The organism is Bacillus sp. DU-106 (genome assembly GCF_004799705.1).
Classification (GTDB): Bacteria; Bacillota; Bacilli; order Bacillales; family Bacillaceae_G; genus Bacillus_A; species Bacillus_A cereus.
The window spans coordinates 1,115,736-1,128,540 of sequence record NZ_CP026607.1; the positions used below are offsets into that span (position 1 = coordinate 1,115,736).

Consider the following 12,805-nt stretch of genomic DNA (forward strand, 5'->3'; position numbering starts at 1 on the left):
CTAACGTTCGTTATGTAAGTGAAAGGTGGGGTTACATGTCACTTCGATTTGTGATTGGTAGAGCGGGAAGTGGAAAAAGTACACTTTGTTTACGCGAAGTGCAAGAAGAGTTAAAACAACGCCCGAGAGGGAAAACAATATTATATCTTGTGCCAGAACAGATGACATTCCAGACGCAGCAGGCGTTAATTGGAAGTGAGGATGTAAGAGGTTCTATTCGGGCACAAGTTTTTAGTTTTTCACGATTAGCGTGGAAGGTACTGCAAGAAGTTGGCGGAGCGAGTCGTCTTCATATTGATGAAGCTGGTGTACATATGTTACTCCGTAAAATTGTAGAGTCTCGTAAAGATGGATTATTGGTGTTCCAAAAAGCAGCGGAGCAAAACGGTTTCTTTGAACATCTTGGTAGTATGATTGCAGAGTTTAAACGTTACAATGTAACGCCATCTAACGTATATGAAATGTGGCAACAATTAGATGCGCATAGTAGCAGTGCCGAACAAAAGTTACTAGCGAATAAAGTGTATGATTTACAGCTGTTATACGATGATTTTGAACGTGCTTTAATTGGAAAATATTTAGATTCAGAAGACTACCTGCAATTGCTAGTGGAAAAGCTTCCGCAGTCTGAATATGTAAATGGTGCGGAAATTTATATAGACGGATTTCATTCATTCTCCCCGCAAGAGTTAGAGATTGTAAGACAGCTTATGATTTGCGGAGCGAGAGTTACGATCACGTTAACGATAGATGAAAAAACGTTAGCACAGCCAGTAAATGAACTCGATTTATTTTATGAAACGACGTTAACGTATGAAAAAATAAAACAAGTAGCGCGTGAAGAGAAAATAGAAATTGAAAAAACAATTCCACTTATGGAACAGCCGCGTTTTCATTCTCCGGCATTAGCGCATTTAGAAGCTCATTATGAAGCGCGTCCGAATGAAAAATTTAACGGTGAAGCGAGTGTAACGATTAGTACAGCTGCGAATTTACGAGCGGAGGTAGAAGGTGTTGCTCGTGAAATTCGTAAACTTGTTGCGGATGAAAAATATCGTTACCGAGATATTGCAGTGCTTCTTCGTAATGGGGAAAGTTATTACGATGTGATGCGAACGTTATTTACAGATTACAATATCCCGCACTTCATCGATGAAAAGCGCCCAATGTCACACCACCCATTGGTAGAATGTATTCGTTCTGCACTCGAGATTATTAGTGGGAATTGGCGTTATGATGCGGTGTTCCGCTGCGTGAAAACAGAGCTTTTATATCCATTAGACGTAAGAAAAGAAACGATGCGTGAAGAAATGGATGAATTTGAAAATTACTGTTTAGCGTACGGTGTACAAGGAAAGAGATGGACTGCTGAAGATCCATGGATGTATCGCCGTTATCGTTCTCTTGATGATACGAACGGGATGATTACAGACAGTGAACGTGAAATGGAAGAGAAAATAAATAGGCTACGTGACGTTGTAAGAACACCTGTTATTCGCATGCAAAAAAGGTTAAAGCGTGCAGGAACAGTTATGCAAATGTGTGAAGCAGTTTACTTGTTTTTAGAAGAACTGGATGTTCCGAAAAAACTAGAAGAATTACGTATACGTGCAGAAGAAAGTGGAGATTTCTTATTTGCGACAGATCATGAACAAGTATGGGAAGAAGTAATGAGCCTTCTTGATACATTTGTAGAGATGCTTGGGGAAGAGAAAATGTCTCTTTCTATGTTTACTGACGTTATGTCGACTGGTCTTGAGGCACTTCAATTTGCTAACATTCCGCCGTCATTAGACCAAGTGTTAATTGCTAATATTGATCACTCCAGATTATCTGATGTGAGAGCAACGTTTATTATAGGTGTAAATGAGGGTGTCATTCCAGCAGCACCTATGGATGAAGGTATGCTTTCTGATGAGGAAAGAGAAGTTCTTGGTGCGGCAGGGATTGAATTAGCGCCAACGACGAGACAAACTTTGTTAGAAGAACAGTTCGTTATGTATCAAATGGTAACGAGAGCATCTGAGAAGTTATACATTTCATGCCCGCTTGCAGATGAAGAAGGAAAGACGTTACTTGCGTCTAGCTTTATTAAGAAAATAAAAAGAATGTTCCCTAATGTGAAAGATTCATTTATTACGAATGACGTAAATGATTTATCACGTTCAGAACAAATTTCATATGTAGCAACGCCAGAAGTAACGTTATCTTACGTTATGCAGCAACTACAAACGTGGAAGCGATACGGATTTGAAGGGAATTTAGACTTTTGGTGGGACGTATATAATTTCTACGTAACTTCAGATGAATGGAAACAAAAAAGTAGCCGCGTCTTATCAAGTTTATTCTATCGAAATCGTGCGAAGAAACTAAGTACAGCAGTAAGTAGAGATTTATACGGAGATATAATTAAAGGAAGCGTCTCTCGTATGGAACTATTTAATCGTTGTGCATACGCTCATTTTGCGCAGCACGGTTTATCGCTTAGAGAGCGTGATATTTTCAAGCTTGATGCGCCAGACATCGGCGAATTATTCCATGCGGCATTAAAGAAAATTGCGGACAAGTTATTGCGTGAAAACCGCACTTGGGCGGATTTATCCATAAAAGAGTGTGAGCATCTTTCTGTTTTAGTAATAGAAGAAATTGCGCCGTTATTACAACGACAAATTTTATTAAGTTCAAACCGTCATTTCTATTTAAAACAAAAACTACAACAAATCATTTTCCGTACGTCAATCATTCTTCGTGAACATGCGAAGTCAAGCGGATTCGTACCAGTTGATTTAGAGGTGCCGTTCGGTATGGGAGGTACAGGGTCACTTCCGCCGATGGAATTCTCATTACCAAATGGTGTAAAGATGGAAGTAGTCGGCCGTATTGACCGTGTTGATAAGGCAGAAGATGAAAACGGGACGTTCTTACGTATTATTGATTATAAATCAAGTTCAAAAGCGTTAGATTTAACGGAAGTGTATTACGGATTAGCACTTCAAATGTTAACGTATTTAGATGTTGTTACTTCGAATGCACAGACGTGGATGAAAAAAGGCCACGCAGCATCACCAGCTGGTGTATTGTATTTCCATATTCATAACCCAATCGTTGAGATGAAAGGTGACGCAACGGAAGCTGAAATTGAAAAAGAAATTTTAAAGAAATTTAAAATGAAAGGACTCGTATTAGGAGATGCTGACGTTGTTCGTTTAATGGATAACAAACTTTCAACAGGAAGCTCAGATATTATTTCTGCTGGCCTGAAAAAAGACGGTAGCTTTAGTGCGCGTTCAAGTATTGCAAGTGAGCAAGAGTTTAACGTACTGCAAAAATATGTACACCATACGTTTGAAAATATCGGAAAAGATATTACAGAAGGTGTTATCGATATTGCTCCTTATAAAATGGGGAATAAAGCAGCATGTACGTTCTGTAACTTCAAATCTGTTTGTCAATTTGATGAGTCACTGGAAGATAATCAGTTCCGATCGTTAAAAGATATGAAAGATAGCGAAGCGATGGAGAAAATAAGAGAGGAGGTTGGCGGAGAATGATAGAAAATTGGCCTAAAAAACCAGAAGGTAGTCAATGGACAGATGACCAGTGGAAAGCTGTTGTAGCGAACGGACGTGATATTTTAGTTGCTGCTGCAGCTGGATCAGGTAAAACAGCAGTATTAGTTGAACGTATTATTAAAAAGATTATTAATGAAGAGAATCCAGTCGATGTCGACCGCCTGCTCGTTGTAACATTTACGAATGCAGCAGCGCAAGAGATGAAAAACCGAATCGGGGAAGCGTTAGAAAAGGTATTAATTGATGAACCAGGCTCTCAACACGTAAGAAAGCAGCTGAGCCTATTAAATAAAGCTTCCATTTCAACAATTCACTCATTCTGTTTACAAGTAATTAGAGGATATTACTACATGCTTGATGTTGATCCTCGTTTCCGTATTGCGAATCAAACAGAAAATGAATTGTTAAAAGAAGAAGTGCTAGATGACATATTAGAAGAAGAGTATGGCATCGAAGATAATACGATATTCTTTGAACTCGTTGATCGTTATACGAGTGACCGTAGTGATGATGACTTACAACGTATGATTTTAGCGCTTCATACAGAATCAAGAGCGCATCCAAATCCGGAAAAATGGCTTGATAAATTAGTAGAAGCATATGACGTAGAAGGAAAGACAATTGAGGATTTAGTATATGCTTCTTATTTATTAGAAGATGTGAAATTCCAGCTTGAAACAGCGGAACAGCATATTCGTAAGGCAACTGAACTCGCAATGCTTCCTGACGGTCCAGCGCCTCGCATTGAAACCCTGCAAGCAGATGTAGCATTACTTGGAACGCTATCATCAGCTGCTCGTGAGTCGTGGACAAGTGTGTATGAAGCGATGCAAAACGTATCGTGGCAAACGTTAAAGCGTATTAAGAAAAGTGATTACAATGAAGATGTTGTAAAACAAGTAGACTCTCTTCGTAATAAAGCGAAAGATGAAGTGAAGAAATTACAAGAAGAGTTATTTAGCCGCAAACCTGAAAGTTTCTTACGAGATTTTCAAGATATGCACCCAGTATTAGAAAAGCTTGTTCAACTTGTAAAAGTATTTACAGAGCGTTTCCAAGCGATGAAGCGAGATAAAGGAATGGTCGATTTCACAGATTTAGAGCATTTCTGTTTACAAATTTTAAGTGAACAAAGTGAAAATGGTGAAATGAATCCGTCAGCAGTGGCGCTCCAATATCGTAATAAATTTGCTGAAGTATTAGTCGATGAATATCAAGACACGAACTTTGTACAGGAATCCATTATTAAATTCGTAACGAAAGATTCTGAGAGTGAAGGAAACTTGTTCATGGTTGGTGACGTAAAGCAGTCGATCTATCGTTTCCGACTAGCAGAACCAGGATTATTCCTAGGAAAATATAAACGCTTCACACAAGAAGGGTTGGGCGGCGGAATGAAGATTGACTTAGCGAAAAATTTCCGTAGTCGTCATGAAGTACTAGCAGGTACGAACTTTATTTTTAAACAAATTATGGGCGAAGAAGTTGGGGAAATTGACTACGATGCTGACGCCGAACTAAAGCTAGGTGCTACCTATCCAGAAGGTGAAGATGTAGCAGCAGAATTATTATGTATTCAGCAAACGGAAGAAGAAGTAATAGACGGTGAAGAAGGTGCAGAAGTCGAAAAAGCACAGCTTGAAGCTCGCCTTATGGCGCAGCGCATTAAAGCGATGGTTGATTCCGGTTATGAAGTGTATGACCGTAAAAATGATAGTATGCGTCCGGTGCAATATCGCGATTTCGTTATTTTACTTCGCTCCATGCCGTGGGCCCCGCAAATTATGGAAGAGTTAAAATTACAAGGAATTCCAGTATACGCTGACCTCGCGACTGGTTATTTTGAAGCGACGGAAGTAAATATTATGATGAACGTATTCCGCGTTATTGATAATCCGATGCAAGATATTCCGCTTGCCGCTGTACTTCGTTCCCCAATCGTTGGATTGAGCGATGAAGAACTTGCAACGCTTCGTGCTCATGGAAAGAAAGGCTCGTTTTATGAAGTAATGAGCTCATTCTTAAAAGGGGCACCGCTTGAAGAGGAGCAAGAACTTCATGATAAATTAGAGTGGTTTTATAACTTACTGCAAGGATGGCGTGAATTCGCCCGTCAACAATCACTTTCTGATTTAATTTGGAAAGTGTACGGTGAGACAGGTTATTACGACTTCGTTGGCGGTTTACCAGCTGGAAAGCAAAGGCAGGCAAACTTACGCGTACTATATGACCGCGCAAGACAATATGAAGCAACATCATTTAGAGGATTATTCCGCTTCTTACGTTTTATTGAACGTATTTTAGAACGCGGTGATGATATGGGTACGGCGAGAGCCCTAGGTGAACAAGAAGACGTTGTTCGCATTATGACGATTCATAAAAGTAAAGGGCTAGAGTTCCCGGTCGTATTTGTAGCTGGACTCGGTCGTCGTTTTAATACACAAGACTTAATGAAGCGTTTCTTACTGCATAAAGATTTCGGTTTCGGTTCGCAATTTATCGATCCGCGTAAACGAATTAAATATACAACATTATCACAGCTTGCGATTAAGCGTAAAATGAAAATGGAATTAATTGCGGAAGAAATGCGCGTACTATACGTAGCATTGACGCGTGCGAAAGAGAAGTTAATTTTAATCGGAACAGTTAAGGATGCAAATAAGGAAATGGAAAAATGGCTTGATGCGAGGGAACATAGTGAATGGTTATTACCAGATCACATACGTGCCGGAGCGTCTTGTTATTTAGACTGGATTGCACCTTCATTATATAGACACCGTGATAGTGAAATGCTTCTTGAATTAGGACAAGGAAGTATTCCAGATGAAATTTACGGATATGACACTAGCTGGAAAGTAGAAGTTGTGGACGGTAACACACTACTTGCACCAGAGCCAGTTCAAGAAGAGAAACAAGAATTGTTAGAAGCGCTTCGTGAGAAAAAGGCTGTTCCCCTGCAAAGTGAACGGAAAGAAGAAGTGTACGACAGATTAATGTGGAAGTACGGATATGAGGATGCGACATCTCATCGTGCGAAGCAATCTGTTACAGAAATAAAGAGAAATTATCAATCTGAAGAAGGTAGCGATAACGCCTTTATTAAAAAACTACGTGCACCAATTAAAACACGCCCGCGCTTTATGGAGAAAAAAGGGTTAACGTACGCAGAGCGCGGAACAGCAGTCCATGCCGTTATGCAGCATGTTGATTTGAAGAAGCCGATTACGGTTGAAGTTCTTCAAGAGCAAATTGCTGGAATGGTAAATAAGGAATTATTAACATTCGAGCAGGCGGAAGAAATAGCGATTGAAAAAGTAATTTCATTCTTTGACAGTGACTTAGGTAAAAGGGTATTAGCGGCGAAAAGTGTTGAGCGTGAAGTACCATTTACGATGATGCTTGCAGCAGAAGAAGCATATCAAGATTGGCAAGGGAAGAGTGAAGAAACGATTCTTGTCCAAGGGGTTATCGACTGCATGATTGAAGAGGAAGATGGCATTACGTTAATCGACTTCAAAACAGATACGATTGAAGGGAAATTCCCAGGCGGATTCGATCAAGCGAAACCAATTTTAGAGGATCGATATAAAGTGCAGCTTTCGTTATATGCAAAAGCGCTGGAGAAAAGCTTACAACATCCTGTAAAAGAGAAATGTTTATACTTCTTTGATGGGAATCACGTTGTAAATATTGAAGAATAGAGGGGCTTGAAAATGGTAACGGAAAAAACGTTAAGAACTTGTGAACAGGGACACGAGTACTATAAAAGTAACGATTGTCCAACTTGCCCAGTCTGTGAGAAAGAGAGAAAACCAAAAGAAGGTTTTCTCTCTCTTCTTTCAGCGCCAGCAAGAAGGGCATTAGAGCACCGTGGAATTCAAACTGTAGAAGAACTCTCAAAATATAGTGAAAAAGAAATTTTAAAACTGCATGGTATGGGACCTGCGTCTTTGCCGAAGCTTAGGAAGGCTTTGGAGGAGAGTGGGTTATCATTTAAATAAAATGAAATAGTGCCTCTTCACTACTTACGTGTTTATACCACTATTTGTGGACAGTGAAGCTCTTGCTTATTAAAATTTCATTTTAATAATTTTGAATTACATAAAAGAAAAAAGTAGGAGAATATCTCCTACTTTTTTTACGCTGTTCCAATCTGATCTTGATCTGCCACATCAGAATCAAATGTATTCGTTGCACTAACACCGTTAAACGTATTCACGACAAACCCAACATTGGAAGCTCCAGATCCGTTATAGGCTTTCGTGTTTTCTTTCGGAGATACGTTATAAAAATCTCCTAAGTTGAAAGAGCCGTTACTGTTTTGCACGACGAGATTTCCTACAACTGAAGGCATACTATCCACCTACTTTACTAAGCTTTTTAATTACTATATGAATTATTGTGCGGAAGGTTCATCCGTAATATATTGGCGGATTTGTATAATACGAGAGTTATTAAAACCATAATCAACATTTCCAATTTGAAAGCAACCAGAATTTAAAAGTGTCCGCAATTCAACGTTATTCACTTCAATAAAAGGGCATTCATTTACAATATTTAATTTTACATCTGTCGTTCGTTTTGGAATTGTAATGTGTTCATCTGTAAAGATTTCAAAAGCATCAAAGCGACCTTCTCCCCGTATATAAAAAGGAATTTCACGGTGGACGGCAATAGCTCTACTTTTTAATTCCATTTGGTTTGCATCTCCAACTTGAAATACGGCAGTAATCCCTAAAGAAATAATAGAAACATTTTGGACAATGGACACATGATGCAACATAATTTTTCAGTCTCCTTAACCTGGAGTAGGAGGGACATCTGTTACTAATGGTACAAATGGACCCTCTGTAACTGTTTCAAATGGTGTATCGAGAATAGAAGATAGAATGAGGAGATTTGCATCTCCAATTAAAAAGAGTGCGGACGACGATACACCGTTCATTTTAATCTGTCCGACTTTTAACTCACGGTTTACAACGTTAAGGTTCATACATACTTACTCCTTTCGAAAATTTCCCGGTATGTGCTGAATAAAGGAGAGAAAGGCTTTGTCAATATCTTGTTTCATTGCCTGAATAATGATATCTCGTAAATAATCTGGATCTGTTGAAATACCTTCATATGATTGCGCTTGTGATAAATAATAAGGGAGTCGATGCTCCATCTGTTTTTTTATGTCATCCACCATCATTTGTCGATACATTTCATCAAGCGGTGTTCTCTCTTCTTGTTCAAAATGGAGAATACGATTATATGCTTCTTCATCTAAGTATCGATGCATTTCTTGGAGGATACCTTGATAAAAGTCTGGGTTTGTTTCGGTTTCAGGGTTTACCTTCAATGTTTCTGTATCCACTTGAAAATCTTCAATTTGTTGTCCTTTTGCTGAAAATGGGTTTAAACCAATATTTAAAGTACCATTTAAATTTTCGACTTTTAATTGATCGAATTTGTATTCCACTTTTCCTACAGAAGAGGAGGGGCGATTTTTTAATTCGTTAAGCTCTTCTTGGAGTTGGCGCACTTGATCTTCTAAATTCAAGATGGCTGCTTGTTGTGTTTGAAGAGCTTGTTGAAGTTGGTGTAAGTAAGTATATATATCTTGATTCATTTGTGAAACCTCCTTTTCAATAGGGAGGGTAAAAATATTCCTGCTATATATTTATGACAAGGATGTCTTAAGAAGAACTAGTTGATGGTTTGATAGAAATAATTTGTCCTTTCGCCTGTAATGGGCGAAGCGGCTCCGTAAATCCGCCCGTATTTGAAAATTTAGATAGGGCTTTAATACTTCCGGCAGTACCAATTTGGAACACAGAAGAGGTTGTAATGCTATCAATTTTAATACTGTTGATGATGATACTTTGGTTTACATAAAAATTCAATGCAATTGCCTCCTTTAAGTTGAGCCAATTATCGCTTGATCGATTACATCTGAATCGTTGACAGTCGTTGCACTTTGATAATTGTAGACAGAAACATTATCTCCAACGTTGAAAGAGCCGGCCCCGGCGAAAGCACGTGAGTAACTAATAGGCCTAATCGCAAATACATCTCCAATATGAAAAATACCACTTGATCCAATATTGACGATACGAATATGTCCGACCATAGCTGGCATACAAAACACCCTTCGTTTTTAAAATTTTCTTTTCTACTATTGTATGGGCGTTTCCAATAAAATGTGTATTTTTTTGAAATAAAAGAAACACACGCATTATTGCGTGTGTGTTTTGAATGTTTGATTAGGGTGTAAATCCGTATGTACATGACAAATTACATTTAAGAGCCTGTCCAGTTCTTGGCTACAATCCACTGTTTTTTGAGAAGTCATTCCATAGCGTTCAGCAAAATAAATCATTTTTTCACGTTTTTTTTCAATCGCTTGCTCAAACATTGAAATCGGCTCCATCTCTAAATGAAATTTTTAGTATATATGTAGTACATATTATACAAAAACTTCATAAAAAAGAAATGCATTCGCTAAAAAAAGTAAAATTTCTACATTTTATGCCAAATGATAAAGGGGTAACGAATAGGGGATGAGAAGAATATTGTAAAAATTAGCGTGCATGAGAAGGTTTTTTTCTTGCGGATGCGAATACAATTAAAGGGTATGAGTTTTAGGATGGAGAGTGGAAATATTGCGTTTTGTAACGGCGAAGAAAGAAGAAAAGGTATTTGTAGGTATTGTAGATGAAGAAGAAGAAAAGGTATTACACTTAAGAGAAGCGCAAAGACAAAAAGGGGAAAAGGTTACAATCCCTATTACAATGTTAGAGTGTATTGAAAGAGGAACTGAATGCTTTGAGAAAGTATGTGAAATTGTAAATTGGGCAAAAGAGAACGGGGAAGCGGCGTATTATCCGTTAACAGAGGTGAAAATATTAGCGCCGATTCCAAGGCCAAGAAAGAATATTTTGTGCGTTGGAAAAAACTATCGTGAGCATGCGGTAGAAATGGGCGGAGTAGAGTCTATTCCAGAAAATATAATGATCTTTACGAAAGCACCAACAACAGTTATTGGCATAAATGAGCAAATTAATGGTCACCCTCATGCAACGGACGAACTAGATTACGAAGGAGAATTAGCTATCATTATTGGTAAGCGAGGGAAGCAAATAAAAAAAGAAAAAGCGCTTGAGCATGTTTTTGGTTATACGATTATAAATGATGTAACAGCTCGAGACATTCAAAGAAAACATAAACAGTTTTTCCTTGGGAAAAGCTTCGATACATTTTGTCCGATGGGACCGTATTTAATTCATAAATCGGTGGTTAATGCGCCGAATGCATTACACATTGAAACGGTAGTAAATGGAGAAGTAAGGCAAACTTCTAACACAAATAAAATGATTTTTTCAATAGAAGAAATTATTTCAACGATAAGTAAAGGAATGACTTTAGAACCAGGCGATATTATCGCAACAGGAACGCCGGCTGGTGTCGGAAAAGGTTTTACACCACCGAAGTTTTTACATGCTGGTGATGAAGTGGTCATTACAGTAGAAGGAATTGGTACTTTACGAAATGTAGTGAAATAAAGAAAAGAGCTATCTTGTTAAAAGATAGCTCTTTTTTATGGCCTTGGGTTATAGAGGTAATCGATAACGGCAAAAGTGTAAAGACCAATGAATGCAAGTGTACAAATGCCAAATAGTATAACCGTAAGTGCGCTTTTTTCTCGTCCAAAACCAATGATAGTAAGAATAACAGCAGTCCAAAATGATGCTTTCAGTAGTGTGAGTGTAGTAGGAGTTGAGTAATGAAGCCATGTTGTGGAAAGTAGGAAACCAAAGAATGTAACTAAAATAAAAGCTGTAGCTAAATAGTTAATATGTTTACCATATCTTAATAGCATGTCGCACCTCCTTTACGATTTTAAAATACAGAAAATTACAATTTCATCTTAATATAAATGAATATGAAAAGAAAGAGGTTGTCCCAACATGTCGGACAACCTCTCTATCATTACGATAATACAGCTTTAATTTTTTGGAATGCCCACTCTAAATCTTCTTCAGAGATTACTAGAGGTGGTGCGATACGAATTACATTTTCGTGTGTTTCTTTACATAATAGACCAGCTGCTTTTAGTTGTTCACAGTAAGGACGAGCTGGCTCGTTTAATTCGATACCGATGAATAAACCTTTACCACGAACTTCAGTGATCATTGGGTTATCAATCTCTTTTAATTGCCCAACTAATTTTTCACCTAATTGAAGAGAACGCTCTGTTAATTTTTCTTCTTCTAACACTTCAAGAGCCGCGATAGAAACAGCACATGCAAGTGGATTACCACCGAATGTAGAACCGTGAGAACCTGGCTCAAATACACCTAAAATGTCGCGGTTTGCTGCTACGCAAGAGATTGGGAACACACCGCCGCCAAGTGCTTTACCAAGTATGTACATGTCAGGAGTTACATTGTCCCAGTCACAAGCAAATACTTTACCAGTACGGCCTAAGCCAGTTTGGATTTCATCTGCTACAAATAAAACGTTTTCTTTTTTACATACTTCAAAAGCTTCTTTTAAGTAACCAGCTGGTGGGATATTAATTCCTGCTTCACCTTGAATTGGCTCTAAAATGAATGCTGCTGTGTTTGGTGTAATTGCGGCTTTTAATGCTTCTAAATCACCGTAAGGAATTACAACGATGCCAGGAAGCATTGGACCGAATCCACGCTTGTACTCTTCATTTGAAGACATGGAAACAGAACCCATTGTACGTCCGTGGAAGTTATCTTCACAAACGATGATTTCAGCACGGTTTGCTTCCACTTTCTTCACATCATAAGCCCAGCGACGAACTGTTTTAATTGCAGTTTCAACAGCTTCAGCACCTGTATTCATTGGAAGTACCATTTCTTTATTAGTTAGTTTCGCAACTTTTTCGTACCAAGGACCTAATTGATCGCTATGGAAAGCACGAGAAGTTAACGTAACACGATTAGCTTGGTCAATTAAAGCGTTAATAATTTTCGGGTGACGATGACCTTGGTTTACTGCAGAATATGCACTTAATAAGTCCATATAGCGGTTTCCTTCAGGATCTTCTACCCAAACACCTTCTGCTTTAGAAATAACGATTGGAAGTGGGTGATAGTTATTTGCTCCGTATGTGTCTGTAAGTTCGATAATATCCTTAGTTTGAATCATGATTGTTCCCCCTTTTGTTATTACAAGAAGTTTGTAAATACTCTAAATATTATATCATTTAAATGTAA

General features: G+C 38.3%; 13 protein-coding genes. 4 read left to right on the forward strand and 9 right to left on the reverse strand.

All coding sequences use genetic code 11. The annotated features are described in order from the left end of the window. The first annotated feature begins 35 nt into the window (after positions 1–35). Genes addB through C3Y97_RS05775 form a run of 3 tightly spaced genes read left to right on the forward strand, consistent with a single transcriptional unit; the run spans position 36 to position 7,573 of the window. Positions 36–3,551, forward strand: coding sequence for a helicase-exonuclease AddAB subunit AddB (gene addB, locus C3Y97_RS05765; RefSeq protein WP_136363186.1), 3,516 nt, complete (start codon positions 36–38; stop codon positions 3,549–3,551). Then, positions 3,548–7,273, forward strand: coding sequence for a helicase-exonuclease AddAB subunit AddA (addA, locus tag C3Y97_RS05770; RefSeq protein WP_086401886.1), 3,726 nt, complete (start codon positions 3,548–3,550; stop codon positions 7,271–7,273). Before addB ends, addA begins: the two co-directional genes overlap by 4 nt. Before the next feature lie 12 nt (positions 7,274–7,285). After that, positions 7,286–7,573 (forward strand): RNA polymerase alpha subunit C-terminal domain-containing protein, encoded by a 288-nt coding sequence (locus tag C3Y97_RS05775; RefSeq protein WP_136363188.1) that lies wholly within the window; start codon positions 7,286–7,288, stop codon positions 7,571–7,573. A gap of 137 nt (positions 7,574–7,710) precedes the next feature. Here the strand turns inward: C3Y97_RS05775 and gerPF are convergent, their stop codons facing one another. The 7 genes from gerPF to C3Y97_RS05810 form a co-directional block, all read right to left on the reverse strand. Further along, positions 7,711–7,926: a spore germination protein GerPF gene (gerPF, locus tag C3Y97_RS05780; protein WP_001141566.1), complete on the reverse strand. Its 216-nt coding sequence runs from the start codon at positions 7,924–7,926 to the stop codon at positions 7,711–7,713. 42 nt (positions 7,927–7,968) lie between these two features. Beyond that, a complete protein-coding gene (locus C3Y97_RS05785) occupies positions 7,969–8,355 on the reverse strand; it encodes a spore germination protein GerPE (RefSeq protein ID WP_000902324.1) in 387 nt (128 codons plus the stop codon). Between the two features lie 15 nt (positions 8,356–8,370). Beyond that, entirely contained in the window at positions 8,371–8,565 is a 195-nt protein-coding gene (gene gerPD, locus C3Y97_RS05790) for a spore germination protein GerPD (RefSeq protein WP_001052807.1), read from the reverse strand. 6 nt (positions 8,566–8,571) lie between these two features. Next, complete coding sequence (gerPC, locus tag C3Y97_RS05795) at positions 8,572–9,186, reverse strand: spore germination protein GerPC (protein WP_001070760.1); 615 nt, start codon at positions 9,184–9,186, stop codon at positions 8,572–8,574. Positions 9,187–9,253: 67 nt separating this feature from the next. Continuing rightward, on the reverse strand, positions 9,254–9,460 hold the full coding sequence (gene gerPB, locus C3Y97_RS05800) for a spore germination protein GerPB (protein ID WP_001012508.1): 207 nt from the start codon (positions 9,458–9,460) through the stop codon (positions 9,254–9,256). Between the two features lie 14 nt (positions 9,461–9,474). Continuing rightward, positions 9,475–9,696 carry a spore germination protein GerPA gene (gene gerPA / locus C3Y97_RS05805; protein WP_001111187.1) on the reverse strand — a complete coding sequence of 74 codons (222 nt, stop codon included), beginning with the start codon at positions 9,694–9,696 and terminating at the stop codon, positions 9,475–9,477. 96 nt (positions 9,697–9,792) lie between these two features. Beyond that, entirely contained in the window at positions 9,793–9,972 is a 180-nt protein-coding gene (locus C3Y97_RS05810; RefSeq protein WP_000462841.1) for an aspartyl-phosphate phosphatase Spo0E family protein, read from the reverse strand. A 247-nt stretch (positions 9,973–10,219) separates the two neighbouring features. Between C3Y97_RS05810 and C3Y97_RS05815 the strand changes: the two genes are divergently transcribed. Continuing rightward, a complete protein-coding gene (locus tag C3Y97_RS05815; protein ID WP_001213071.1) occupies positions 10,220–11,119 on the forward strand; it encodes a fumarylacetoacetate hydrolase family protein in 900 nt (299 codons plus the stop codon). A gap of 35 nt (positions 11,120–11,154) precedes the next feature. Here the strand turns inward: C3Y97_RS05815 and C3Y97_RS05820 are convergent, their stop codons facing one another. Further along, positions 11,155–11,436 carry a hypothetical protein gene (locus tag C3Y97_RS05820; RefSeq protein ID WP_000926857.1) on the reverse strand — a complete coding sequence of 94 codons (282 nt, stop codon included), beginning with the start codon at positions 11,434–11,436 and terminating at the stop codon, positions 11,155–11,157. 110 nt (positions 11,437–11,546) lie between these two features. Beyond that, a complete protein-coding gene (gene rocD / locus C3Y97_RS05825) occupies positions 11,547–12,737 on the reverse strand; it encodes an ornithine aminotransferase (protein WP_000616658.1) in 1,191 nt (396 codons plus the stop codon). Between the last annotated feature and the right edge of the window lie 68 nt (positions 12,738–12,805).

Bases quoted from the DNA above. Each gene is read 5' to 3' on its own strand.
- C3Y97_RS05810 (WP_000462841.1), bottom strand. From the start codon at position 9,972: ATGTTTGAGCAAGCGATTGAAAAAAAACGTGAAAAAATGATTTATTTT.
- C3Y97_RS05775 (WP_136363188.1), top strand. From the start codon at position 7,286: ATGGTAACGGAAAAAACGTTAAGAACTTGTGAACAGGGACACGAGTAC.
- gerPF (WP_001141566.1), bottom strand. From the start codon at position 7,926: ATGCCTTCAGTTGTAGGAAATCTCGTCGTGCAAAACAGTAACGGCTCT.
- gerPC (WP_001070760.1), bottom strand. From the start codon at position 9,186: ATGAATCAAGATATATATACTTACTTACACCAACTTCAACAAGCTCTT.
- C3Y97_RS05785 (WP_000902324.1), bottom strand. From the start codon at position 8,355: ATGTTGCATCATGTGTCCATTGTCCAAAATGTTTCTATTATTTCTTTA.
- addB (WP_136363186.1), top strand. From the start codon at position 36: ATGTCACTTCGATTTGTGATTGGTAGAGCGGGAAGTGGAAAAAGTACA.
- gerPA (WP_001111187.1), bottom strand. From the start codon at position 9,696: ATGCCAGCTATGGTCGGACATATTCGTATCGTCAATATTGGATCAAGT.
- C3Y97_RS05820 (WP_000926857.1), bottom strand. From the start codon at position 11,436: ATGCTATTAAGATATGGTAAACATATTAACTATTTAGCTACAGCTTTT.
- rocD (WP_000616658.1), bottom strand. From the start codon at position 12,737: ATGATTCAAACTAAGGATATTATCGAACTTACAGACACATACGGAGCA.
- gerPD (WP_001052807.1), bottom strand. From the start codon at position 8,565: ATGAACCTTAACGTTGTAAACCGTGAGTTAAAAGTCGGACAGATTAAA.
- addA (WP_086401886.1), top strand. From the start codon at position 3,548: ATGATAGAAAATTGGCCTAAAAAACCAGAAGGTAGTCAATGGACAGAT.